At 71.2% G+C, this 23,905-nt stretch carries 25 protein-coding genes; 6 read left to right on the top strand and 19 right to left on the bottom strand.

All coding sequences use genetic code 11. From position 1 onward, the window contains the following. Window positions 1–141: 141 nt before the first annotated feature. A complete protein-coding gene (locus LY13_RS25615; RefSeq protein WP_308216286.1) occupies window positions 142–1,683 on the top strand; it encodes a DUF5667 domain-containing protein in 1,542 nt (513 codons plus the stop codon). A 125-nt stretch (window positions 1,684–1,808) separates the two neighbouring features. After that, complete coding sequence (locus LY13_RS08115) at window positions 1,809–2,915, top strand: HAD family hydrolase (protein WP_372493791.1); 1,107 nt, start codon at window positions 1,809–1,811, stop codon at window positions 2,913–2,915. A 108-nt stretch (window positions 2,916–3,023) separates the two neighbouring features. Here LY13_RS08115 and LY13_RS08110 read toward each other — a convergent pair whose 3' ends face one another. The 12 genes from LY13_RS08110 to LY13_RS08055 form a co-directional block, all read right to left on the bottom strand. After that, complete coding sequence (locus LY13_RS08110; RefSeq protein ID WP_253827686.1) at window positions 3,024–4,025, bottom strand: lysophospholipid acyltransferase family protein; 1,002 nt, start codon at window positions 4,023–4,025, stop codon at window positions 3,024–3,026. A gap of 12 nt (window positions 4,026–4,037) precedes the next feature. Next, the gene (locus LY13_RS08105) at window positions 4,038–5,060 is read right to left on the bottom strand and encodes an NAD-dependent epimerase/dehydratase family protein (RefSeq protein ID WP_253827685.1); all 1,023 of its coding nucleotides are present in this window, start codon (window positions 5,058–5,060) and stop codon (window positions 4,038–4,040) included. A gap of 235 nt (window positions 5,061–5,295) precedes the next feature. Next, window positions 5,296–5,397, bottom strand: a complete 102-nt coding sequence (locus LY13_RS08100; protein WP_005453035.1) for a 30S ribosomal protein bS22 — start codon at window positions 5,395–5,397, stop codon at window positions 5,296–5,298. Window positions 5,398–5,602: 205 nt separating this feature from the next. Then, on the bottom strand, window positions 5,603–5,818 hold the full coding sequence (locus LY13_RS08095; RefSeq protein WP_183646522.1) for a helix-turn-helix domain-containing protein: 216 nt from the start codon (window positions 5,816–5,818) through the stop codon (window positions 5,603–5,605). A gap of 146 nt (window positions 5,819–5,964) precedes the next feature. Beyond that, complete coding sequence (proC, locus tag LY13_RS08090; RefSeq protein WP_253827684.1) at window positions 5,965–6,771, bottom strand: pyrroline-5-carboxylate reductase; 807 nt, start codon at window positions 6,769–6,771, stop codon at window positions 5,965–5,967. A 119-nt stretch (window positions 6,772–6,890) separates the two neighbouring features. After that, a complete protein-coding gene (locus LY13_RS08085; RefSeq protein ID WP_253827683.1) occupies window positions 6,891–7,712 on the bottom strand; it encodes a thioesterase family protein in 822 nt (273 codons plus the stop codon). Then, window positions 7,709–7,885: a hypothetical protein gene (locus LY13_RS08080; protein ID WP_253827682.1), complete on the bottom strand. Its 177-nt coding sequence runs from the start codon at window positions 7,883–7,885 to the stop codon at window positions 7,709–7,711. The genes LY13_RS08085 and LY13_RS08080 overlap by 4 nt, the downstream gene beginning before the upstream one ends. Before the next feature lie 280 nt (window positions 7,886–8,165). After that, window positions 8,166–8,951, bottom strand: coding sequence for a sugar phosphate isomerase/epimerase family protein (locus tag LY13_RS08075; RefSeq protein ID WP_253827681.1), 786 nt, complete (start codon window positions 8,949–8,951; stop codon window positions 8,166–8,168). A 3-nt stretch (window positions 8,952–8,954) separates the two neighbouring features. After that, window positions 8,955–10,820 (bottom strand): Rv0497 family membrane protein, encoded by a 1,866-nt coding sequence (locus LY13_RS08070; RefSeq protein ID WP_253827680.1) that lies wholly within the window; start codon window positions 10,818–10,820, stop codon window positions 8,955–8,957. A 55-nt stretch (window positions 10,821–10,875) separates the two neighbouring features. Further along, entirely contained in the window at window positions 10,876–11,844 is a 969-nt protein-coding gene (locus LY13_RS08065) for a Ppx/GppA family phosphatase (protein WP_253827679.1), read from the bottom strand. A gap of 27 nt (window positions 11,845–11,871) precedes the next feature. Next, window positions 11,872–12,564 carry a response regulator gene (locus tag LY13_RS08060; RefSeq protein WP_183646541.1) on the bottom strand — a complete coding sequence of 231 codons (693 nt, stop codon included), beginning with the start codon at window positions 12,562–12,564 and terminating at the stop codon, window positions 11,872–11,874. Further along, window positions 12,561–13,844, bottom strand: a complete 1,284-nt coding sequence (locus LY13_RS08055) for a sensor histidine kinase (protein WP_253827678.1) — start codon at window positions 13,842–13,844, stop codon at window positions 12,561–12,563. The genes LY13_RS08060 and LY13_RS08055 overlap by 4 nt, the downstream gene beginning before the upstream one ends. Window positions 13,845–14,306: 462 nt before the next feature. Here LY13_RS08055 and LY13_RS08050 point away from each other — a divergent pair, with 462 nt between their 5' ends. Both LY13_RS08050 and LY13_RS08045 read left to right on the top strand, forming a co-directional pair. Then, complete coding sequence (locus LY13_RS08050) at window positions 14,307–14,444, top strand: hypothetical protein (RefSeq protein ID WP_253827677.1); 138 nt, start codon at window positions 14,307–14,309, stop codon at window positions 14,442–14,444. Next, window positions 14,437–14,748 (top strand): plasmid mobilization protein, encoded by a 312-nt coding sequence (locus tag LY13_RS08045; protein ID WP_253827676.1) that lies wholly within the window; start codon window positions 14,437–14,439, stop codon window positions 14,746–14,748. The genes LY13_RS08050 and LY13_RS08045 overlap by 8 nt, the downstream gene beginning before the upstream one ends. Before the next feature lie 103 nt (window positions 14,749–14,851). Here LY13_RS08045 and LY13_RS08040 read toward each other — a convergent pair whose 3' ends face one another. The 4 genes from LY13_RS08040 to LY13_RS08025 all read right to left on the bottom strand — a co-directional run bounded on the left by LY13_RS08040 (window position 14,852) and on the right by LY13_RS08025 (window position 18,972). Beyond that, entirely contained in the window at window positions 14,852–15,601 is a 750-nt protein-coding gene (locus tag LY13_RS08040; protein ID WP_253827675.1) for a phosphoglyceromutase, read from the bottom strand. A 694-nt stretch (window positions 15,602–16,295) separates the two neighbouring features. After that, window positions 16,296–16,829: a type III secretion system chaperone family protein gene (locus LY13_RS08035; RefSeq protein WP_253827674.1), complete on the bottom strand. Its 534-nt coding sequence runs from the start codon at window positions 16,827–16,829 to the stop codon at window positions 16,296–16,298. Further along, the gene (gene mshA / locus LY13_RS08030) at window positions 16,826–18,121 is read right to left on the bottom strand and encodes a D-inositol-3-phosphate glycosyltransferase (RefSeq protein WP_253827673.1); all 1,296 of its coding nucleotides are present in this window, start codon (window positions 18,119–18,121) and stop codon (window positions 16,826–16,828) included. The genes LY13_RS08035 and mshA overlap by 4 nt, the downstream gene beginning before the upstream one ends. Further along, window positions 18,118–18,972, bottom strand: a complete 855-nt coding sequence (locus tag LY13_RS08025) for an alpha/beta fold hydrolase (RefSeq protein WP_253827672.1) — start codon at window positions 18,970–18,972, stop codon at window positions 18,118–18,120. The genes mshA and LY13_RS08025 overlap by 4 nt, the downstream gene beginning before the upstream one ends. A gap of 376 nt (window positions 18,973–19,348) precedes the next feature. Here LY13_RS08025 and LY13_RS08020 point away from each other — a divergent pair, with 376 nt between their 5' ends. Further along, window positions 19,349–20,320, top strand: a complete 972-nt coding sequence (locus LY13_RS08020) for a TerC/Alx family metal homeostasis membrane protein (protein WP_253827863.1) — start codon at window positions 19,349–19,351, stop codon at window positions 20,318–20,320. A 10-nt stretch (window positions 20,321–20,330) separates the two neighbouring features. On the opposite strand, the gene LY13_RS08015 is transcribed toward LY13_RS08020, so the two are convergent. Together LY13_RS08015 and LY13_RS08010 are read right to left on the bottom strand one after the other, a co-directional pair. Then, window positions 20,331–20,639: a hypothetical protein gene (locus LY13_RS08015; RefSeq protein ID WP_253827671.1), complete on the bottom strand. Its 309-nt coding sequence runs from the start codon at window positions 20,637–20,639 to the stop codon at window positions 20,331–20,333. Between the two features lie 81 nt (window positions 20,640–20,720). Further along, entirely contained in the window at window positions 20,721–21,926 is a 1,206-nt protein-coding gene (locus tag LY13_RS08010) for a L,D-transpeptidase (RefSeq protein ID WP_253827670.1), read from the bottom strand. Between the two features lie 71 nt (window positions 21,927–21,997). On the opposite strand from LY13_RS08010, the gene LY13_RS08005 reads away from it, so the two are divergent. Next, window positions 21,998–22,729 carry an SDR family oxidoreductase gene (locus LY13_RS08005; RefSeq protein WP_253827669.1) on the top strand — a complete coding sequence of 244 codons (732 nt, stop codon included), beginning with the start codon at window positions 21,998–22,000 and terminating at the stop codon, window positions 22,727–22,729. 102 nt (window positions 22,730–22,831) lie between these two features. Here the strand turns inward: LY13_RS08005 and LY13_RS08000 are convergent, their stop codons facing one another. After that, complete coding sequence (locus tag LY13_RS08000) at window positions 22,832–23,881, bottom strand: UDP-N-acetylmuramate dehydrogenase (RefSeq protein WP_253827668.1); 1,050 nt, start codon at window positions 23,879–23,881, stop codon at window positions 22,832–22,834. Between the last annotated feature and the right edge of the window lie 24 nt (window positions 23,882–23,905).

The raw sequence follows: 23,905 nt of genomic DNA, 5'->3' as shown, positions 1-23,905 counted from the left end.
CGGAGTGGACACCCCGTAACCGCTGCGGCTCCGACGTCGTTGTCACCGCAGACCTATCGAGACGTCCACGACCGGCCACGCGCCGGCGAGCCGGGAGGCGTTGCCACCGTGGAGCCTCCACGAATCCCGCGGTCACTTCACGTGCGGCGATCCCGCACCTCCCGTGACGCGGACGAACGCTTCGCACGCGCCGTCGAGGCGGGCGAGGCCGATCGCAGGGGCGAGTTCGCCGACGAGCTGGCGATCGTCGCCGCCCTGCGGGACCTCGGCAACCGGGGCGCAGGCACGGCCGCGCCGGACGTCGACGAGCACGGCGCGGGAGAACATCGCGGAGTCGCATCCGGCGACGAGCGGGACGGCTCGCTGACCCCGGCAGCACGGATACGCATCACCGACCGCGTGCTCGCCCCGGACCCCGAATCCTCGGATCCGCGGTCCTCGACGCACCGGTCCTCGACGCACCGGTCCTCGACGCACCGGTCCTCGACGCCCCAGTCCCCGGATCCCCGGTTCCCGGCACCCGGATCCCCGGTGCCCCAATCCCTGGACCGCCAGTCCACGGCTCCCGGGACCCCGGCGCGCCGATCCCCGGACCGCCAGTCCCCCGATACCGAGCCGAACACCACGCCGAGCCCCGCCGCGCTGCGCACCGTCGAAGCGAACCCGACCACCGGACAGAGCGCCGCCACTGGACAGAGCCCCGCCACCGAGGGGAACCCGGCCACCGAGCGGAAGGTCGGTCCGCCGTCGAAACCACGGCCGGCGTCACGACCGGGCAGGGACAGGACCGGGCCCCGTCGTCGGCGGACGCCCGCCGTCGCGGCCGGGGCGGCGGCGCTGGTCGCCACGGCGGGTGTGGCGCTCGGCGCGTCCGACGACGCCAGGCCCGGCGAGTCGCTCTACGCCCTGAAACAGCTGCGCGAGGACGCCTCGCTGGCCATGACGTTCGACGCCGAGGAGCGCGCGTTCCAGCAGCTCGGGTACGCCTCCGACCGGATCACCGAGTTGCGTTCGCTGGCCGACGACGGCGCCCTCGACCGCACGACGCTGCACGCCGGGCTCACCGACTTCACCGACGACACGCGCGCGGCGGTCGCGGAGCTGACGGCGCTCGCCACGACGTCGGGTGGCGAGCAGCTCGACCGGATCCGCACGTGGGCAGGCGACGAGGCGGCGCGGATCGCCCCGGTCCCGGGTGCCGCAGCGGGGACGGAGCTGCTGTCGCGCGTCGAGCAGCGCGCCCTGGCCCTCGACGAGCGCATGTCGTGCCTGCGGATCACGTCGGGCGGCGCCGACGACCTCGGCGTGTTGCCCACGACGGGCACCTGCCGTACCGCTCCGCAGGCGGGACCCGCCGACGAGCCCTCCCCGGTCCCACCTCCGCACGATGACCAGGATTCCGACGACGGGCAGCCACGCGACGTCCCCACCGGTGACGACGCGGCCACGTTCGTCGGGTCCGGCCCGGAGCATGCGGGGGAATCCGCGGACGTCGCCACACCGGTGCGCGCGACCCCGCCGTGGACCCCGGCCTCGCGAGTTCCGCCGGCACAGGTCGTGCGTGCCGTGCCCGAGCCGCCGACCGGGCCGCGCCTGCCGGACGAACGGCCACGGCACCCCGGCGAGTTCTCCCTGTCGACGATCCTCGCCGGCATCACCGGCCTGGACTCGCCGCGCGACTGACGACCGAGCGGAGCAGCCACGTAGCCCGGGGTGAGCGCCGAAGAGCACTACGCGACCAACCGTTATCCTGGCTACTTCAGTGCACAGCCAGGTGAAGGCCGAACTCGACCGTGGAGGCGGTGTGCGTGGCGCTGTGGCGGGCCCGCAGTAAGAAACAGGAACGCGAACGGCTCGCTGCCCTGGCAGGTGAGGCGTCGGCGGACGCTGCCGTGGCGATGGAGGCCGAAGCCGCACAGGCCGAGGCGGACGCGGCCCGGGCCGAAGCGGACACGACGCAGACCGACGACGCGGGGCGAACCGGCACGGCGCAGACCGATGGTGCGCAGCAGCCCGGAAGCACCGGTACGGCCGTCGCCGAACCGCTGGAGGCCGGCGGCACCGAACACGCGGACGAGTCGGACATCACCGGCAGGCTCGACACGACGGGCGCCGCCGACCTCGACGAAGCGCCCCCGCCGCCACCCGCGCCGCCGGACCTGACCGCCGCCGCCTTCTTCGACGTCGACAACACCATGATGGTCGGCGCCTCGATCTTCCACTTCGCCCGCGGGTTGGCCTCGCGGAAATACTTCACGGCCTCCGACCTCGCCGGGTTCGCGATGCAGCAGCTGCGGTTCCGCGTCGGCGGCAAGGAGGGCAACGTCGACGGCATCCGGGAGCAGGGGCTCTCGTTCGTCGCCGGGGCCACGGTCGAGCAGCTGACCGAGGTCGGCGAGGAGATCTACGACGAGCTCATGGCCGACAAGATCTGGGCGGGCACGCGCGCACTCGCCCAGATGCACCTGGACGCGGGCCAGCGCGTGTGGCTCGTGACGGCGACGCCGGTCGAGTTGGCGGCGATCATCGCCCGGCGCCTCGGGCTGACGGGTGCGCTGGGCACGGTCGCCGAGAGCGTCGACGGGGTGTACACGGGACGGCTGGTCGGCGACCTGCTGCACGGCAGGGCGAAGGCCCACGCGGTGCGCGCCCTCGCGGCGCGGGAAGGGCTGAACCTGCGGCGGTGCACGGCCTACTCGGACTCGCAGAACGACGTGCCGATGCTGTCCGTGGTCGGCACCGCGGTGGCGGTCAACCCGGACGCCGAACTGCGTGACACGGCGCGTGCCCGGGGCTGGGAGATCCGCGACTTCCGTACGGGCCGCAAGGCCGCGAAGATCGGCGTCCCGTCGGTGCTCGGTGCAGGTGCGGTCGCGGGTGCCGTCGCGGGCGCCGTCGCCCACCGTCGCCGCTGACCCCGGACCGCCGCCCCATCACACTCGGTAACCACGACCGCGGCGCGACTCGCATCGCCGATGCCCCCAAGGGCACTCACGACACCGCGTGACAGCTACGGAGAGTCGTCAGCCGCTGAAGATGTTGCGGCGGCGGGCGAGACGGCGGTAGAGCATCTGCTGGATCGCCTCCCGCACCTGGTCGTTGAGGTTGAACACCCGCATCGGGTCGTCGGCCGCCTCGGGCTCGTAGGCGTCGGTCAGGATCGGCTCGCCGAACTCGATCGTCCACTTCGTCGGCAGCGGCACCGCCCCGAGCGGCCCGAGCAGCGGGAAGAACGGCGTCACCGGGAAGTACGGCAGTCCGAGCAACCTGGCGAGGGGCTTGATGTCGCCGATCTTCGGATAGATCTCCTCGGCCCCGACCACGGCGACCGGAATGATCGGCACCCCGGCGCGGATCGCCGCCGACGCGAACCCGCCGCGTCCGAATCGCTGCAGCTTGTACCGCGCCGAGAACGGTTTGCCGACCCCCTTGAATCCCTCCGGCCACACCCCGACGAGCTCACCCGCGCGCAGCAACCGTTCCGCATCGGGGTTGCACGCCAGCGTCTGCCCCGACTTGCGCGCGAGCGTGCCCAGCACCGGCGTCTTGAACACCAGGTCGGCACCGAGCATGCGCAGGTGACGCCGCTGCGGATGCTGCTCGTGGACGGCCAGCGCGGTCATGATCGAGTCGATGGGCAGCACGCCGGAGTGGTTGGCGACCAGCAGCGCACCGCCGTCGGCGGGCAGGTTCCCGGCACCGACGGCGCCGACGCGGAACCACTTGTCGTACAGCAGCTTCAGCGGCGGCAGCACGAGCGTGTCGGTCAGCGCGGGGTCGAAGCCGAACTCGTCGACCTCGTAGTCCCCGGTGAGCCGGTTCCGCAGGAACGTCAACAGCCGGTCCAACGGCTCGTCCCCGCCGGTCGCGTCGGAGTCCGCTGCCGAATCCGGGGTGGGGAGTTCGACGACGGAGGCGTCGCGGTCGGCGCCGTCCGGGTCGCCCGCCGCCACGCGCCCGGAATCGCCACCGGGTGATCCGTCCCGGTGCAGCCGGATGACCTGTGCCGACGACCCGCTCGTCATACCCGTTCCCTCCTACCGCCTGCCCACCGCTGCGAGAGCGCCCGCGATCCGCTCGCCGTCGACGACCGGCCGGACGCCGCGTCCGGTGAGGTAGTCGTCGAACGCGTCGCGGGTGCTCCAGCGGGGCGTGTAACCGAAGTCGTTCTTGAGCCGGGTGGTGTCGACGACGCGGCCGAAGTTCAGCAGGCTGACCTGGTCGGCGGAGAAGTCGACGATGCGAGCGCTGCGGAGGACCTTCCCGACCGAGGGCAGAGCGGTGCGCGGCAGCGGCAGTTCGATCCTGCCTGCGCGGCGGATGGCCTGGCCCAGCGTGAGCACCCCGTCGGCTGCGATGTTGTACACCCCGGGCCGGTCCTCGAGCGTCGCGATCTCGAGGGCGGCGAGCGCGTCCGACGAGTGCAGCACCTGAAGGCGCGAGTCGAACCCGAGCACGGTCGGCACGACGGGCAGCGAGAAGTAGCGCGTGAGCACGGTGTCGACGTCGGGGCCCACGATGTTGGCGAACCGGCCCATCGTCACGGTGATGTCCGGCCTGCGGCGCATCAGCCCGCGGACGTAGCCCTCCATCTCGACGGCGTCCTTGGCGTAACCGGACGGCGAGGTGGGCCCGAGTTCGGTGTCCTCGCTGAACACCGCGGGCGAGCGGGCGCCTGCGCCGTAGACCGCGGCCGAGGACTTGACCACGAGTTTGCGGACCAGCGGCGACTTCTGGCACGCGGCGAGCAGCCGCATCGTGCCGATGACGTTGACCTCTTTCACCGCCACGCGCCGGGTCGGCCCGGCGGGATGCGCGTGCGTGGAGGCGTGCACGACGGTGTCGATCTTCGCCGACGAGATGATCTTCGCGATCAGCGGATTGCGGATGTCGGCGCGCACGAACTCGGCGTGACCGGCCCTGCGGAGGATCTCGGGGCGGGGCGGTGACGTGTCGACGCCGACGACCCGGTTCAGGTCCGGATTGTTGCCCAGGCGCGCGAGCAGCCTGCTGCCCAGCTCTCCGGCGACACCGGTCACGAGGACGTTGCTGGGCGGCATAGGCGGCATCGAACCCCCTGGGTACGGCTGGCGCTGACACCGAGAGTCCGGCGTCGACACTGATCGTACGCGCCGGGTGCGCCGCCGCGGAGGCCGCTTACAGGCAATTTACGAGCCCGACCGAACCGGCCGGGCTCGCATTCGTTTCACGGGGTGCCTTGTCGGGCGCACCCCCGGCCGACCCGCGCGTCCGTCCGGGTGAACCGGCAGACGCGCGGGGGCGGAGTCCCCGGGCTTACTTGCCCTGCTTGCGACGCTGGACGCGCGTGCGGCGCAGAAGCTTGCGGTGCTTCTTCTTGGACATACGCTTGCGGCGCTTCTTGATGACCGAGCCCACAGGAACTCCTTCAACCGATAGATCGTGACGATGCGCGGGCGCCTCACGGATGCGGCCACCACGACGACGTCGCGGCAGCCCGCCGAGTCACGTCCCGTACGCGGCGGGCGCCGCGGAACGTGGCTCGTGCGTGGGGCGACCACGCGCACGGCCTACCAGGTTACCCGGGGCTTGCCTCGGGATTTCGAGCCGGTCCTCTCCGGCCTCAGCCGACGTCGAAGTACGCGTTGTCCAGATAGTCGTGGACAGCCTGTTCCGGCACGCGGAAGGACTTGCCGACGCGAACCGCCGGAAGCTCCCCCGAATGCACTAAGCGGTAGACGGTCATCTTGGAGACGCGCATCAGCGACGCCACCTCCGCGACCGTCAAGAACTGGACCTGCCGTGGTCCTGGCAGGTCGTCGTTACCTTTCGCCGGCATAGGTCTCACCGTGTCCCTTTTCGGGCACGTGTCACGCCACGCGGCTTCCCCTCCGTGTGGCCTCGACACGTACGTGCTAATGCGAGGGTAGCGGGACTGGTGTGGCGGATGCGACGGCCGTCGAGGCGATGGCACGGGTGTGTGGATTACTCCTCGTGGGCCTTGCCTAACTCCACGGAGCGATCACGGGCCGATTCGATGGCGTCGAGCAGGGCTGCGCGCACTCCGTGCTTCTCGAGTTCGCGAATGCCATTGATGGTCGTCCCACCCGGTGAGGTGACGTTCTCGCGCAGCATGACCGGGTGCTCGCCACCCTCGTCGAGCATCTTGCCCGCGCCGACGGCCGCCTGGACGATCAGCTGCTGCGCCACGGCGCGCGGCAGGCCGAGCAGGATACCCGCGTCGATCATCGCCTCGACCAGGTAGAAGAAGTAGGCGGGCCCGGAGCCGGACAGTGCCGTGACGGCGTCCTGCTGCGACTCGGGCAGCACGACGACCTTGCCGACCGACGACAGCAGCCGCTCGACCGTCTGCAGCTGCTCGTCGGTGGCGTGCTTGCCGGGCGAGACGGCGCTCATGGCCGCGCCGACCAGCATCGGCGTGTTCGGCATGACGCGGATCACGGGCGTACCGGCGGGCAGCCTGCGTTCGAACAGCGACGTCGGCAGGCCTGCGCACATCGACACGACCAGCGACCGCGGGCCGATCAGCTCGGCCAACTCGTCGAGCAGCGGTTCGATGTCCTGCGGCTTCACGGCGACGACCAGCACGTCGGCGCGTTTGGCCGCGTCGGCCACCTCGACGCCCGCCACGCCGTAGCGGTCGGTCAGCTCCGCGGCCCGCTCCGGATGACGCTCGGTGAACAGCAGGTCGCCGGCGTCGTGCCCGGCGTCCAGCAGTCCGGACAACAACGCCTCGCCGATCTTCCCGGCGCCCAGCACGGCAACAGTCATGGTCCCGAGCCTAAGCAGCCGCGCGGAGCGCGTCCTTGAGGGGTGGCGGCCGGGCGACGGGCGGGCGCAGTGGCTCGAGGCACGTCCGTGAGGGCTGGCGGCCGGGCCGCAACGGGGGCTCAGCCGAGTGGCGCGAGGGCCAGCTGGCGGGCCTGGCAGACGATGCGGTTCTGCGAGTCGACGACGAGGGCGTCGGAGTCGAACCAGCCTTCGTGGACCGACCGGCTCTCGACGTGGACCCGCAGCCAGCCGGGCGCGGGGCGGGTGCGGACCAGCGACGTCAGCTGGGCCGTCGGTGCCCAGCCGGCCCGCCCGAGGTTGAGCACCACGGGCGGGTTGATGTCGCCCGCGAGCAGCGTGAAGTACGGGTCCGCCACGCCGCCGCGCGGCCGCACCCACAGCCGCAGCCGTGGCGGGTCGCCGGTACGGCCCGCCAGGTAGCCGGCCGTGGTCGGATCGATCCGCACGTCGCAGCCCTGCGCGAGGTGGAACACGCCTTCGGGGTCGTTGCCGTCGAGGGTGACGCACCCCGCCGGGGGTTCGACCGGTGCGGACGGGGCGTCGTGCCAGTCCGGTGTGCGCGTCGGGAGCCGACCCGCGGTGACGCGCGCTTCGACACAGCTGCGCCCGCGTTGTTCGAGGGTCACCGCGACGACGGTGGCTCGCCTGCCGACCTTGCGGACGTCGGTGCGCAGCAGCACGGGCCCGATCGCGGGCGGGCGCAGGAACTCCGCGCTGACGACCAGGGGGTCGATGGCCGGATCGCCGGTTTCGCGCACCGCTGCGAGTGCCGCCTTCGCGAGAAGCGCGATGAGGAACCCGCCGTGCGGGTGCGTGCCGATGGACCACTCCTGCCGCAGATCGGCCGTGAACGTGCCGTCGCCGAGGGAACGCGGCTCGCACGCCGCACCGAACTCCGCGGCCGTCTCGGGCGTACTCACCGGCGGCCGGCCGCGGACGCGACGCCGGACACCACCACGTCACCGAACGCTCCGACACCGGACACCACCTCACGGGAGACCCCGCCACCGGCGGTCGCATCGTCGGCTCCCGGGGCGCCGGTCGCCCTGCCACCTGACGTCCAGAGACCGGTCCGGACCTGCGCGGATCGCATGTCGACGCGCACCTTCTCCCCTTCCCCCTCCGGCGCTCGCCGGGTCGGCGTGCGGCAACAGGCGGCCGAGACCTGCGTGGTACGGCCGTACCGGCCGCCGTGTCCGCGCAGGATAGGCAGAGTCCGGCGGTGGTGCCCACCGATTGCGTTGCGGGCACCCGATTCGAGCAATGTGTTCACACCACGTGCACGCAGCATCACACGGAAAACGATACGGATGACCACGGCGCGCGGGCACCACCACCCGGTCAAAAGTTGATCTTGAAACGAGTCCGGATCGTCACCCCAGGTGCAGGCGCGTGAACAACAGCGCCTCACTGAGCATCTTCGCGCGCTGCTCCTCGGTCCGGGCGCTGCGCGTGTTCACCTCGAGGACGACCTGGCCACCGCGGTCGCCGAAGCCGTGCTCGCCGAGGCCTTCGAGCAACTCCGCGCACGGCTGCGTGCCACGACCCGGCAGCAGGTGTTCGTCCTTCGCCACCCCGGTGCCGTCTCCCATGTGGACGTGGGTGAGCCGCTCCCCCATCCGCTTCGCCAGCGCCAGCGCGTCCATGCCCGCGGTCGCCGTGTGGGAGAGGTCCAGGGTGTAGTGGGCGTGCCCGACGTCGGTCGGGTCGACGGACGGCCGGAACGCCGACACCTCCCTGCCGCGCGGCGTCCGCACCGGGAACATGTTCTCCACGGCGATCCGCACCCCGCTGGAGGCTTCGAGCTCCGCGACCAGACCGGCGAACGCCTCGCCGTACCGGCGCTGCCACCGGAACGGCGGGTGCACCACCACGGTCGGCGCCTCCAGCTCGACGGCCGCCTCGACGGACCGCCGCAGCCGCACCACCGGGTCCGGCGACCACACCCGCTGGGTGATCAGCAGGCACGGCGAATGCACCGCCAGCACGGGCATCCCCGTCGAGGCGCTGTGACGTCGCAGTGCGGCCACGTCCTGGCTCTCCGGATCGGCCCAGACCATCACCTCGACGCCGTCGAAACCCAGCGCGGCGGCCAGTTCGAACCCGGAGCGCGCACGGAGCGGCCACACCGACGCCGTGGAAAGTCCGACCGGGATCACGCGCTACTTCGTCACCAGCAACAACGCGGCGGGCGACACCGTCACGACGAGCCCCACGAGCACGGCCAGCACCGTGGTCTGCAGGTCGTCGGCGCGGCGGACCTTGCGCACGATCAGTACCAGGCCGACCGTGACGACCAGCGCGGCGATCAGCGCGGCGGCCGGCAGCTGGCCCCACAGCCAGTTGAACCCGAGCCACACGGCCGCACCGCCGGCGACACCGCCCGCGAGCTGGCCGCCGAGCGCGAGCCACTGCTTCGCGGGTGACGCCTCGGACTCCGGCTCGTCGTCGGCATCGTCGCGGGAACGGCCAGGCGCGAGGTCGTCATCGTCTCCGTACCCGTCGTCGTAGGCGTACGGATCGTCGTAGGCGTACTCGTCCGCCCGCGGATCGTCGGCGTAGGGGCCGTCGTAGTCGTCGGCGTATCCGTCGGCATACGCCGGGTCGCCGTATGCCGGGTCGCCGTATGCCGAGTCATCGTAGGCCTGATCGCCGTACCCCGCGTCGTCGTAGGCGTAGCCCTCGTAGGCGCGGTCGTCGTAGGCCTGCTCGTCGTAACCGGCGTACTCGTCGTCGTAACCGGGATAGCCGCCGTACTCGCCCGCGTACCCGTGGTCGTAGCCGTCGTCGTAGTCCGTGTCGGCCCGTGCCGCACCGCCCGGCGCGACGCCCACCGCCGAGGCGGCCCGGCCCTCCGGCTGCGCGTCGTCGTCATCGTCGTCGAAGTCGGGGACGAAATACCCCGTCGAGGGACCCTCTTCCGGGTCGTCGTCGCCCACCGGGGCGGCGGTCGTCGTCTCGGCACCGCTCTGCGGGGAGTCCGGCGCCCCCGCAGACTCCGGAGGCACGACCGGCGTGACGCCGACCTCGGTGTCCTGCTCGGCGCGCTGCTGGTCCTGCGCCTGCCGGCGCTTACGACGCCAGTTCGCCAGTCCGGCAGGCGGTTCGTCGCCCCGGACGGGACCCGGCGTGGCCCGCTGCGCACCGCCTCCGCCGCCCACGGCGGGGAACTGTTCGGTGTTCGACTCGGGTTCGGCCGCCCTGCCGCCACCGCGCCACGGCCTGCGCCGCCGCAACGGCGGCGGCGCAGGAGCCGGAGGCGGAGCGGCCTGCGCGGCCTCGGCGTCGGCACCGCCCTCGGGCGGGCGGCCGCCCTGCGGCGCGGGATCCGGCGGCTCGTTCTGCGGCGAGAAGAAGAATCCACCCGACGACTGCTGCGGCGCGGGGGCGTCACCGCCCGGCTGGACGGGAGTCACGCCGGCCCGCGTCGGCGCCTCGGGCGGCACCTGCGACGACGTCGGCGCCTGCGGCGGCCTGCCCTGCTGAGCGGGCGGCGGCGCCTGACCGGCACCGGGCTGCGGCGTCTCGAACCCACCGGACGACTGCTGCGGCCCGCGCGCACCCGGCTGCGGCGGCCGTCCCGCCGCCGGAGCACCGTTCGCGGGCGGCATCCCCGCGGCGGGCGGTGCGGCGTTCGGGTTCGCACCGCCGGGAGCACCGCCCGACGGTGCACCGTTCGGAGCCGCGCCATTCGGAGCAGGGCCGTTCACGGGGGTGCCGTTCGGCGGGGCACCCGACGGCGCGGCACCGTTCGGAGGTGCACCGTTCGGAGGTGCACCGTTGTTGGGCGCCGCGGTGTTCTGGGGCGCCGCGTTCGGTGGTGTGGACGACTCGGCCGACTCGCCCTCCGAACGCACACGCTCGATGATCGCCTGCGGGGCCGTGTCGGTGATGCTCGGCTGCTCCCCCGTTTCGTCCGCAGCACGACGCCGCCGACGGCGCGGTGCGCTGCCGGCTTGTCCGCCGTGTTGGGCGAGCAGTTCGGCAACCGTCTTCTGCTGCCGATCGCCGTCGCTGTCTCGAGTCATCCCTTCCACCGTGCCCGTCGCCAGTCGTGTACGTCCAGTGTGGCCCGAACGCTCCTCATTCCCGTCCCCGGCCGGTCACAAGCGCAGTCTGGTCCTCGCCGTTGGAAAGGTCCAGCCTGCGCAGGATCACTCCTTCGCGTAGTGCCCACGGGCAGATCTCCAACCGCTCGAGCGACAGCGCCCGCATCGTGGCCTCCGCCACGAGTGCGCCGCCGACCAGCTGATGTGCCCTGCTGCCGCTCACTCCCTCCAGTTCCGCCAGGTCGTCGGACGACATGCGGGTGATGAACGACAGCAGCTGCCGGAGTCCCGTGTCGGTCAGCGCGCGGGTCACCCGCGGCCCCGCCGACGACGGTGCCGCACCGGTGAGCCGGGCCAGCGAACGGAACGTCTTCGACGTCGCAACCACCCGATCCGGTTCCCCCACGCCGCGGATGCGCTCGGCCAGGCCGGACAGTGCGTCGTCGAGCCACGCCGTCGTCGCGACGACCTCGGAGCGATTCGGAGGGTCGTTCGAGAACCGCGTCCGGGTGATCCTGCCCGCACCGAACGGCAGCGACTCGGCGAGTTCGGGGCGCTCGTCGATGCCCATCGCGACCTCGAGCGAACCGCCGCCGATGTCGAGCACCAGCAGCTGTCCCGCCGACCAGCCGAACCACCGGCGTGCGGCCAGGAACGTCAGCTTCGCCTCGTCCTCGCCCGTGAGCACACGCAGGTCGACACCCGTCGAGTCGGCCACGGTCGCCAGGACGTCGTCGGTGTTGCCCGCCTCGCGCACCGCGGAGGTCGCGAACGCCATGACGTCCTCGCACCCCCACCGCTCGGCGGAGAGCTTCGCCTGCTCGACCGCGTCGACCAGGCCGGCGACACCGCGCTTCGTGAGCTCACCGCGGGTGTTCAGCTGCTCGGCCAGCCGCAGCACCGTCTTCTCCGAATGCATCGGTGTGGGGTGCCCACCACGGTGCGCGTCGACGACGAGCAGATGGACGGTGTTGGAACCGACGTCAAGAACCCCTAGGCGCACGAGTATCCACGGTACCGGGCCCGCGGTTCACGCCTCGAACTTGTAACCGAGACCACGCACGGTAACCAGGTACTGCGGCTGACCGGGGTCCGGTTCGAGCTTCGACCGGAGGCGCTTGACGTGGACGTCCAGGGTCTTCGTGTCCCCGACGTAGTCGGCGCCCCACACGCGGTCGATGAGCTGGCTGCGCGTGAGCACCCGGCCGACGTTGCGGAGCAGGTACTCCAGCAGGTCGAACTCCTTCAGCGGCAGCGAGATCTCCTCGGTGCCGACCGTCACGACGTGCCGTTCGACGTCCATCCGCACCGGGCCGGCCGACAGCACGAGCGGCGCCGCCTCCGGCTCGGCCGCCGCCGTGTCGCCGCCCCGCCGCAGCACGGCGCGGATCCGCGCGATCAGCTCACGCGCCGCGTACGGCTTGGTGATGTAGTCGTCCGCCCCGAGTTCGAGGCCCACGACCTTGTCGATCTCGCTGTCCCGCGCGGTCACCATGATCACCGGGACCGACGACCGCGCCCGCAACTGCTTGCAGACGTCGGTGCCGCTCATGCCGGGGAGCATGAGGTCGAGCAGCACGAGGTCGGCACCGTTGCGGTCGAACTCCTCGAGCGCCTGCTGGCCCGTCGTCGCGAGGGCGGCGGTGAAGCCCTCCTTGCGGAGCATGAAGGCCATCGGGTCGGCGAACGACTCCTCGTCCTCGACGATCAGAACCCTGGTCACTGCGTTGTTCCTCCCGGTTCGGTGCGTTGCCGCACGCTGGTGACCAGCTGCTGCCCTGTCGGGTCGTCGCTGCGCTGGTCGGGTGTCTCGGATGCGGGGGCCGTCGTCGCGGTGGCGCCGTCGCCGGCGTCGGAACCGGCCGTGGCGGTCGTGTCGGCACCGTCGGTGCCGGCAGGCCGGGTTCGCGCGGGGATCCGCAGCGTGAAGGTCGATCCGACGCCCGGCCTGCTCCACAGCCGCACCTCGCCGCCGTGGTTGGCGGCCACGTGCTTGACGATCGCCAGGCCGAGGCCGGTGCCGCCGGTGGCACGGGAACGGGCCTTGTCCGCGCGGTAGAACCGTTCGAACACCCGCTGCTGCTCGTCGAGGGCGATGCCGAGGCCGCGGTCGGTGACGGCCAGTTCGACGTGGCCGTCGGTGAGCCTGCGGCTGATCGACACCGGGCTCGACTCCTGCGAGTAGGCGATCGCGTTGTCCAGCAGGTTCGACAGCGCCGTGACGAGCAGCGTCCGGTCCCCCTCGACCTCGAGGCCGCTCGGGCCGTCGGTAGTGACCGTGATGTCGGAGGTCTCGGCGGCGAGCTTGGTGCGCGAGAGCGTCTCGGCGACGACCCCGTCGACGTCGACGACCGTCATCTCCGGCAGCTTCTCCGCCCCCTGCAGCCGCGACAGCGCGATCAGCTCCGTGACGAGTTTCCCGAGCCGGTTCGACTCGCGGAGGATCTTCTCGCTGAACCGGCGCGCCTCCTCGGCACTGTCGGCGTCCAGCACGGCCTCCGCCAGCAGTGCGATCGCGCCGACCGGGGTCTTCAGCTCGTGGCTGACGTTGGCCACGAAGTCACGCCGCGTCGCCTCCAGCCTGGCCGCGTCCGTGTGGTCGACGGCCTCCACGATCGTGAAGCCGTCGCCCAGCGGCCGCAGGTTCGCCACGACCGCCTCCGGCTGCCTGCCGCGGACCTCCTCGGGCGAGATGTCGACCTCGGACGACGTGTCGGTGTCGACCACGCGCTGCGCCGCGTCCCGCACCCGGCCGTCCACCTGGTTGCCGCGCAGCAGGCCGAGGTCCTCGGCGCGCGCGTTGTACAGCACCAGGTCGCCGAAGCGATTGAGCATCACGACGCCGGTCTCCGACGACCGCACCGAACGCAGCAGCAACTCGGCTGCCGTGGGACCTGCCGGCTCGGGAACGTCCCGGCCACGAGTGCGGAAGAAGAAGAAACCGACAGCGATGCCGGCCACCAGAGCGGCAGTGGCCAGCAGGACCGATCCGGACGCCGTCACGCTTCGCATCGTAAGCACTCGACCGGGTCGTTGTCCTAGTCCCGGAGGCCGAGCGGTGACCGGCCTGACACTTGCGGGCCATGCGTTCGCCACCAGGCAAGATCCAGTTCACCTGCCGTACGCCGAACCCCCGCCGTGTTGCGGATTCCGGGGCCCGTGTTGCGGGTTCGCGAGCCCGTGTTGCGGATCCCGGGGCCCGTGTTGCGGATTCGCGAGGCCGTGTTGCGGATTCGGGGGTGTTTCAACGAACGGCCTGACGACCTCTCGGCTGCCGTGGGGCACACGCTGCCGTGGACACACGGAGGGGCCGCCGTCCCGGACCCGTCCGCCACCCATCAACGACGCTGACGTACGGCCACGTCCGCAGGCTCGCGACGGTGACTCCCAGGACTGCCGTCGATCTGCGGGAGCCACCACGCCTGACTACTCGGCGTATGTCATACAACCGACTACAATGCAGGTGTGGACAACGGGGTCGACTGGAGCAAGAGGACGGAGTACGTCGACGACGAACACCCGAACGGTGAATGGTGGGGCGCCAACGCATGGCTTTCCAATCAGAGCGATCGGCGGACATACGCGGAGGTCGACGATGAGTGAGATCGACGAACTACTGGCCGACGAGGGCGCGGCAGCAGAGCGGTACGACACCTCCGGCGACCCGCCCGCCCACGTCGACGTGAGCCGCCCCAACCTCGGCCGTCCGGCAGTCGTCTCGGTGCGTTTCTCCACGGAGGAACACAACCGGCTCCAGCAGGCCGCCGACGACGCGAAACTTCCGGTATCGACCCTCATTCGCATCTGGGCACTCGATCGCCTGCAAGCCGAACAGGAGGGCACCGGCCGCACCGTCATGGAACGCCTGTCTCGCCTCGAACGCGAGGTGTTTCAACGAACGGCCTGACGACCTCTCGGCTGCCGTGGGCACACGCTGCCGTGGACACACGGAGGGGCCGCCGTCCCGGACAGGGAAGGCGGCCCCTACGACGTCGTGCGGCGGTGCGGCCTCAGCGGCCCTGGTTGGCGACCGCGGCGGCGGCCTTCTCGGCCGTCTCCGGGTCGAGGTACGTGCCGCCCGGGTTGGTGGGCCTCAGGTCGGCGTCGAGGTCGTAGCGCAGCGGGATGCCGGTCGGGATGTTCAGCCCGGCGATGTCGTCCTCGGAGATGCCGTCGAGGTGCTTGACCAGTGCGCGCAGCGAGTTGCCGTGCGCCGCGACCAGCACGTTCTTCCCCGCCCGCAGATCGGGCACGATCGAGCTGTCCCAGTACGGCAGCAGCCGCGCCACGACGTCCTTGAGGCACTCGGTCAGCGGCAGCTCACCGTCGATGTCCTGGTAGCGCGCATCGGCGTCCTGGCTGAACTCGCTGCCACGCTCGATCTCGGGCGGCGGCGTGTCGTAGGAGCGGCGCCACAGCATGAACTGCTCGTCACCGAACTCGTCGGCGATCTCCTTCTTGTTCTTGCCCTGCAACGCACCGTAGTGGCGCTCGTTCAGCCGCCAGTTCCGGCGGACGTCGATCCAGTGCCGGTCGGCGGCGTCGAGCGCGATGTTGGCCGTCGAGATCGCCCTGCGCAGCAGCGACGTGTGCACGACGTCCGGCAGCAGGCCGGCCTCGGCGAGCAGCTGCCCGCCGCGCTTCGCCTCGTCCTCGCCCTGGTCGGACAGCGGCACGTCGACCCAGCCGGTGAACAGGTTTTCCGCGTTCCATGTGCTCTGCCCGTGGCGCAGCAGCACGAGAGTCCCAAGTTCGGCCATGTTTTCAGCGTGCCATGCTCCGCCGAATCGAGTAGCGCGACCTCGGCCACTGCGTTAGACCGCTCGTCCGCCGTACCACGAGTTCTACAGAGAGTGTCGTCAACGCGCGGGAAATTCGGTCCGAACTCTCGATCGGGGCGCCCGCGTACGTGTCAATAGCGTTAACAAGCCCGCAGTGTGTTCAACCTGTCGGTGAAATTCACTCGAATAGAGTAGCGAGTAGTCTTGTGATTACAGTGCCGAGTCTGACAAGTTGACACTTGAACCCGCACGGCCCGGAACCACGCACTCCCCGGGTCGAGCAATGCGGGAGCAGATCGCAGCTCGTCTCCCCCTGCCGAGCTGCGGCCCGCCGGCCCCGTTGGCATCCCCCTCGTCACCGGGTCCGAAAGGCGGGAAGGTCCACGGGGCGGCTCGAGTTCGCGACTCCCCCCTCCCTCGAGCCGCCCCGTCGACCACTTGGGAGCAGTGCGCTCGCGGGACGCGCTCGCCGCCCAGGGGTCTCCCCCGGAGGCCGTGTTGCGTTTCAGGGGGACCGTGTTGCGTTTCCAGGGGCGCGTGTTCTGCGCCCACCCGTCACCCGACCACCGTCCCTCGACGCCGCGCGACTGCGCTCATGCGCGAGTCCTGCGCTCGGTTCCGCGCGTTCTGCGCCTACGCCCGCGTGTTCTGCGTCCCGGCCCGGCCACCGGCGTCAGTCGTCGGTCAGCGTGCCCGGACGATGCTCGGTGCTCGGTTCGACGAGGTGCTTGAACGCCTGCAGGTTGGCCAACGACTCGCCGCGGCTGACGCGCCAGTCCCACTCCCTGCGGATCGAACTCGCGAACCCCAGCTCCAACAGGCTGTTGAAGTCGCCGTCCGCCGTTTCCAGCACCTGGCCCAGCACGGTGTCGACCTCGTCGGCCGACACGGCGTCGAGCCCCAGCCTGCCGACCAGGTAGATGTCGCCCGCCGAGTCCAGCGTGTAGGCCACGCCGTACAGCTTCGCGTTCCGCCTCAACAGGAACCGGTAGACGTCCTCGTGCGCCTCGTCCGGACGCCGGCACACGAACGCCTCCACAGCCAACGAGTGCTCCCGCACGACCAGCCAGGCATTGGTCTGCAGCTTCTTCACTCCGGGCAGCGTCACGAAGTAGACGCCTTCGCCGCGCCGGTCGTACGGCACCTCGGAGGCATCGAGCGCCGACCGCACGATCGCGTCGACGTCGCTCACGTCGCGGTCGCTCACACCGCCACCTCCAGTGCCGCCCGGCGGAACGCTCCCCGCGCGTCGGCGTAGCTGCCCAGCAGCGCGTCCGTCGTCCGCTGCCACGAGAACCGCTGCGCGTGCCGCACCGCGCCCGCGGCGAGGGTGCTGTGCCTGCGCAACGCCGCATCGGCCAGCGCGTCGGCCCACTCCGGCGCGCGGTGCGAATCGACGAGCAGGCCCGACGTGCCGTGGTCGACCGCCACGGGCAGTCCGCCCACCGACGCGGCGACCACCGGCGTTCCGCAGGCCTGCGCCTCGAGCGCCACCAGGCCGAACGACTCGTTGTGACTGGGCACCGCCACGACGTCCGCCGCCCGGTACACGTCGACGAGCCCGTCGCCAGCCTGCGGCGGCAGGAACCGCGTCAGATCGGCGATGCCCAGGTCGGCGGCCAGCGCCTTCAGTGACTCCGGCTGTTCCAGACCGGTGCCCGACGGCCCGCCCGCGATCAGCACCACGAGCCGCTCGCGCAGCTCGGGTCGACGCTCGACCAGTTCCGCCGCGGCCCGCAGCAGCACGTCCGGCGCCTTCAACGGCTGGATCCGGCCCGCGAACGCCAACACCACCGCGTCGTCACGCAACCCGAGGACCTGTCGTGCGCGCGCCTGCGATCCCGGCCGGAACCGCTCGAGGTCGACACCCGGTGAGACGGTCCGGACCGCGCGCGGGTCGGCGCCGTAGAGGTCGACGAGCTGCTCGGCCTCGACGCCGGTGTTGACGATCAGCTGGTCCGCCTCGTCGACGACCTGCTGTTCGCCGATCACGCGGGTTCTCGGTTCCGGCGAGTCGCCCTCGGCCAGTGCGGCGTTCTTCACCTTCGCGAGCGTGTGGGCGGTGTGGACCAACGGCACGCCCCAGCGGTCTCGCGCGAGCCAGCCGACCTGGCCGGACAACCAGTAGTGCGAATGGATGAGGTCGTAGTAACCCGGCTCGTGGAACGCCTCGGTGCGCAGCACGCCGTTGGTGAAGGCACACAGCTGCGCGGGCAGCTCGCCGCGGGACAGTGGTTCGAACGGCCCCGCGGGAATGTGCCGGACGAGTACGCCGGGGGCGAGTTCTGCGACGGGCGGCTGGTCCGACGACGTGGCGCGCGTGAACACCTCGACCTGCACACCGCGTCTGGCCATCTCCTGGGCCGTCTGGGCGATGTAGACGTTCATTCCACCCGCGTCGCCGGTGCCCGGCTGCTCCAGCGGGGAGGTGTGCACGGTCAGCACCGCCACCCGGCGCGGCTGCTGCGTTGCGGCCTGCCGGTACCAGGAGATCGTCACCGGTTCACCTTTCTGTACGCGTCACGGGCGAAGGCCGCCAACTCCTCGCCGAACGTCCGCGCGTCCTCCGCGAACGGAAGATGGCCCACCCCAGGCACCCAACGTCGGCGGGCCCCCGGAATCTTCCCGGCCGTGTATTCGGCCGCGGTGATGTCGACAACGGCGTCGCGCTCGCCGTGCAGCACCAGCGCGGGCACGTCGAGCGCTTCGAGCACCTCGGCCGAGCCGATGTCCCTGCGGAACAGGCCCGCGCGCACGTGCGCGGGCACGGCGAGGATGCCGTCGACGAACTCCTCACCTCCGGTCCCGGCCGTCATGCCGCCGCACAGCCTGCGGATCGCGGGCCGGGCGACCTCGTCGTCGGCGGACAGCGCGTCGGGCAGGGCGTGGCGCATCGCCGGGCCGACCGCTCCACCCGGGTGGTCACGGCCCAGCTCGGTGATCGCTCCCGCGTAGACGACGCCCGCCAGCCCGGCCGTGCCGTGGACACGCAGGTAGTCGGTGACGACGAGGCCGCCGTACGACCAGCCGACGACCACCGCGGGCCTGCCCGCCAGGTCCAGCACCGCGGCCAGGTCGTCGGCCCACACGTGCGGATCGTCGTAGCCGTCGTCGGGGACATCGGAACGGCCGTGGCCGCGCAGATCCATCGCGACCATGCGGAACTCGTCCGCCAGCCGCGGGTCGGACAGCTGCAACCGCCACGCGTCGGACGACTGGGCCCAGCCGTGCACGAAGACGATCACGGGCGGCGTGCCGGCTCCCCCGCCGTCGGCACCTGCCGCGCCCGTCGCGTCCTCGACGATCGCGCCGATCCGGACCCCGTCTGCACCTGTGACCTCGGTTCGCACCCGGGCAGTCTCTCACCCGGTCGAGCGTTCCCCGCCGGAGGCGGCCACCACCACGGCGTCGCCGAACGCGTCGGCGCCCGGTGAGACCGGACGTCTCGAGGTCGGCGACCACCACGTCCGGTTCGGCCGCACGTCCGACATCACACCCGGTCATAGCCACCCCGGGTTGGCAACGAGATCCCCGTACCGGACACTTGGGTGCAGAGGGGAGTACTTCCGCCTTGGGCCTCGCCGGTCAATACGAACGCACGGATTGTGTTCTCGGCAGGTCGCCCGCGACCCGCGGGTGAAGGAGACCTCGAACGATTCAACGTTCGCGGAGGTCCGTGTGCTCGTCCAAGCCGCCGGTTCCGGCTCGTCCGGGGCCGCCGAGACCATGGGTTCGCCCATGCTGTGGGCGGTCAGCATCGTCGCCCTGCTCGCCCTGCTCGTCGCCGACTTCCTCATCACACGCAAGCCGCACGAGGTCTCCATGAAGGAGGCCGTCGGCTGGTCGGTGTTCTACCTGGCCCTGCCGTTCGTGTTCGCGCTGTTCGTGTGGCTGGCCTACAGCGGCGGCCAGGCGACCGAGTTCGTGACGGGCTTCGTGGTCGAGAAGTCGCTGTCGGTCGACAACCTCTTCGTGTTCATGCTGATCCTCACCGGGTTCGCCGTCCCGGCGGCGGTGCAGCAGCGTGTGCTGCTGTACGGCATCGTCGGCGCGCTCGTGCTGCGCGGCATCTTCATCGCCCTCGGCGCGGCCATGCTGCAGGCGGGCACGTGGGCGTTCCTGGTGTTCGGCCTCATCCTGTTCGTCTCCGCGGTGAAGATCCTCGTCGAGGCGCTCAAGGGCCACCAGGACGAGAAGGACCCGTCCGAGATGCGCTCGGTGAAGCTGATGCGGCGGATCACGCACGTCACCGACGACTACCGCGGCACGAAGATGGTCGTGCGCGAGGCGGGCAAACGTGCGCTGACGCCGCTGGCGATCGTCGTGGTCGCCGTGTTCGCCACCGACATCGTGTTCGCCGTCGACTCGGTGCCCGCGGTGTACGGCATCACCGAGGATCCGTACCTCGTGTTCGCCACCAACGCGTTCGCCCTGCTCGGCCTGCGTGCCCTGTACTTCGTGCTGCAGGCGGTGCTCGCCAAGCTGATCTACCTCAACCACGGCCTCGCGCTGATCCTGGCGTTCATCGGCGTGAAACTGGTCCTGCACTGGGCGCACACCGTGTGGCCCGGCGTGCCGACCGTCCCGACGCCGATCTCGTTGCTGGCGATCGTCGGCATCCTGGCCGTCGTGACCGTGCTCAGCCTGCGGGTCTCCAAGCGCAACGAGAACCGGGAAGCAGCCGACGCGAAGGCGTAGACTGGGCAGGTCAGGCCTTCACCGGCGCCTCGACGACGAGGAGTCGACCATGGTTCTCGAGATTCTGATCATCGCGATCGTCGTCCTGGCGGCCATCATCACCGCCGGGTCGCTCATCGAGGTCCACAAGGAATGACGAGCGCACCCGGCAGGCCGCCGGGACGACGGGCGCCCACGCTCGCCACGGTGCCGGCGTGGGCCACAGTGCCGACGCCGGATCGCCGGCGTGGGCCGCAGCGCCGGCGTGGGCCACGGTGCCGACGCGGATCGCCGGCGTCGGCCCGAAGTCACGGTGTTGGCCGGTCCTCAGCGCCACCACGGGCCGGCGGCCGTCGGCCCGTGGTCACAAGCACCGACGTCACAGCGCCGACGTCACAGGGTCGTCGTCACGGCGTCGTCGTCACAGGGCCGACCTGGACTTCCACGTCTCCCAGTCGAGCAGCCAGTCCATGACGTCCGACGTCGTCGGGAAGTCGGCCTTCGAACCGGTGACCTCGACGGGGTCGCCGAGCATGGCCGAGTCGAAGTAGGCCTTGGCGTCGTCGGCGAGCAGGTTGACGCACCCGTGCGAGGTGTTCTTCTTGCCGATGTTGGCGGCGTTCTCCTGGTTCTCGTGGATGTACTCGCCGTGGTTGGAGATGCGGCAACACCAGGTCTTCTTCAGGTCGGTGTAGCCGTACTCCTCGTTGTCGAAGATCGACGTCGGCTCCTTGGTCATGACGATGACCGTGCCGTTGGGCGTGTTGAGGTCGAGGTTGTCGTCCTTGCCGTTGCTGCACGGGTAGTTGGCGACCTCGGCGCCGTCGCGGTACACGCGCATACGGTGCTCGGGGGTGTGCACCTTGACGACCTGGTTGCGCCCGATGGAGAACTTCGTGGTGACGTCCGCCTTGCCGTAGGCGCCGCCGCCGTAGCTCACGCCGTAGAGGTTCGCGGCGACCTCGACCTTCGTGTTCGCGGGCCAGTACTCGCGGGGCCGCCAGTCGACCTGCTGGTCGTTCAGCCACGCCCACGCGCCTTCGACCTGCGGCTCGGTCTTCACCGACAGTGCCCGTTGCGCGGCGGCACGGTCGCTGACCGGGGCGTCGAACTTGACGGTGATGGGTTGACCGACCCCTACGACGGCGTCGTCACCCGGGTACAGGGTGGCGCGCACGACCGACGACGGCTGGACCGTGCTGAACGAGCCGTCGAGCTTCGCGGTGCGGCCGTCGCTGCCGGACGCCTCGGCGGCGTAGGTGTAGGTGCGGCCGTAGCCGAGGGGTTCGCCGACCGTCCACTCGGTCTTGTCGTCGTTGAGACTGCCGTCGACGGCCTTGCCGTCCTCGTTGGTGAGCCGGACCTCGGTGAAGGTGCCGTCGGTGACGCTGAGCTTGACCGGAGCGGTGACCTCGACGTCGGTGGCGTCGGCCTTCGGCTGCGCGGTGATCGTGGCCTGCGGCTCGGCCGGGGCCGTGCCGTTGCCGCCACCGCCGGTGCCCGCCCCGCTGGCGTCGTCGCCCGTACACGCGACGAGCACGCCCGCAGGCGCCGCGATCGCGGCCGCCTTCAGCACTCCCCGCCGTCCGACGGTGTGTTCGTGTCCCCCGTTTTGTCCGAACCTCACGTGTGCCTACCTCCCTGGCCCTCGCCAGCACCCCCGCCAGCAACACAACATTACCTGGCAGCATGCGGACCATGACCACTCGAACCGCAGTCATCACAGGCGCCAGTGCGGGAATCGGCGCCGCCACCGCCAGGTCTCTCGCCCGAGCCGGGTTCCACGTCGTCCTCGGCGCACGCCGGGTCGACAAGCTCGAAGCGCTCGCCGAGGAAACGTCGGGCACCGCCCTGACGCTGGACGTCACGGACGCCGATTCGGTTGCCTCGTTCGTCGAGCGGGTTCCCGAGTGCCACGTGCTGGTCAACAACGCAGGCGGTGCGAAGGGACTGGAACGGGTCGACGAGGCGGACGAGGATCACTGGCGCTGGATGTGGGAGACGAACGTCCTCGGCACGCTGCGCATGACGAAGTCGCTGATGCCGAAGCTCGTCGCGTCCGGTGACGGGCACGTCATCACCGTGACGTCGATCGCGGGCCACGGCGTGTACCCCGGCGGGTCGGGCTACACGTCGTCGAAGCACGCCCAGACGGCGCTGCACCAGACGCTGCGCGCCGAGCACCTCGGCGACCCGGTGCGCGTGACGGAGATCGTTCCCGGCGCGGTGCAGACCGAGTTCTCCGTCAACCGGTTCGACGGCGACGCCGACCGCGCGGCGAAGGTCTACGAGGGCTACCAGCCGTTGACGGCCGAGGACGTGGCCGACGTCATCTCGTTCGCCGCCACCAGGCCCTCGCACGTCAACCTGGACCAGATCGTCATGAAGCCCCGCGCCCAGCTCGACGGCAGGACGTTCCACCGCGAGTGACGGTTCGGGGACGGCGGGCGCCCCCAGGTCTTTCTCGCCCCCAAGGGCAGGCACGCGTCAGCGTGTCCGTGAGGAGCGGTGGTCGGGCCGGCGGGCGGGCGCTCACAGTTCGCAGTTGATGAGCAGCGGTTCCGGACGGAGCGTGACGCCGAACGCGGCCACCACACCGTCGCGCACCTCGCGGGCCAGTGCGAGCAGGTCGTCGGTGCGGGCCTCGCCGCGGTTGGTCAGGGCGAGCGTGTGTTTCGTCGACAGCGACACCCGTCCGCCAGGGCCCTCGTGCCCCTTGGTGAACCCGGCGCGTTCGATGAGCCACGCCGCGGACAGCTTCACACCACCGTCGGCGGGGTACTGCGGCACGGACACGTCGTCGCCCACGACGCCGGCGATCCTGCCCAGTACCTCGCCGACCTGCTCCTCGGGCACGATCGGGTTGGTGAAGAACGAGCCCGCGCTCCAGGTGTCGTGGTCGTCGGGGTCGAGCACCATGCCCTTGCCGCGGCGCAGCCCGAGCACGGCCTCGCGCACCTGCGCGGCGGGCACGCGGTCGCCGACGTCGACGCCGAGGGTGCGGGCCAGTTCGGCGTAGCGGATCGGCGCGGACAGGCCGTCCTCGCGGAGGTCGAACCGCACCGACAACACGACCCCGTCGTCGGTGCCCTTGAGCACGCTCGTGCGGTAGGCGAAGCCGAGTTCGTCGGCGGCGAGGGTGCGGACCTCACCCGTGGCCCGGTCGTAGAGCTCCACGGAGTGCAGCACGTCGCTGGTCTCACAGCCGTACGCGCCGACGTTCTGGATGGGCGTGGCGCCGGCCGACCCGGGGATCCCGGACAGGCACTCCAGCCCGCCGTACCCCTCGGCGACGGTCGCGGCGACGTAGGCGTCCCAGTCCTGCCCGGCCTGCACGGTCGCGCCGTCCCACCCGGTGGCGGCGATCCGCACGACGGTGCCGTCGAACCCGGCGTCGGACACGACGAGGTTCGAGCCACCGCCGACCAGCAGGACCGGCTCACCCGCCGCGTCGAGGTCGCCGACGGCGGCCGTCAGTTCGGCGGACGTGTTCGCCGTCACGAACCGGCGCGCGGGCCCGCCGAGGCGCAGTGTCGTGTAGTTGCGCAGGTCGCGGCAGGTGGGCGTTTCGACAGTGCTCACATCCCGTAACGGTACTGTCCCGGC

This window comes from Prauserella aidingensis, from assembly GCF_024171865.1.
Classification (GTDB): domain Bacteria; phylum Actinomycetota; class Actinomycetes; order Mycobacteriales; family Pseudonocardiaceae; genus Prauserella; species Prauserella aidingensis.
The sequence above is the reverse complement of the archived record's forward strand: the minus strand, read 5'-3'. Positions and strand labels throughout refer to the sequence as shown.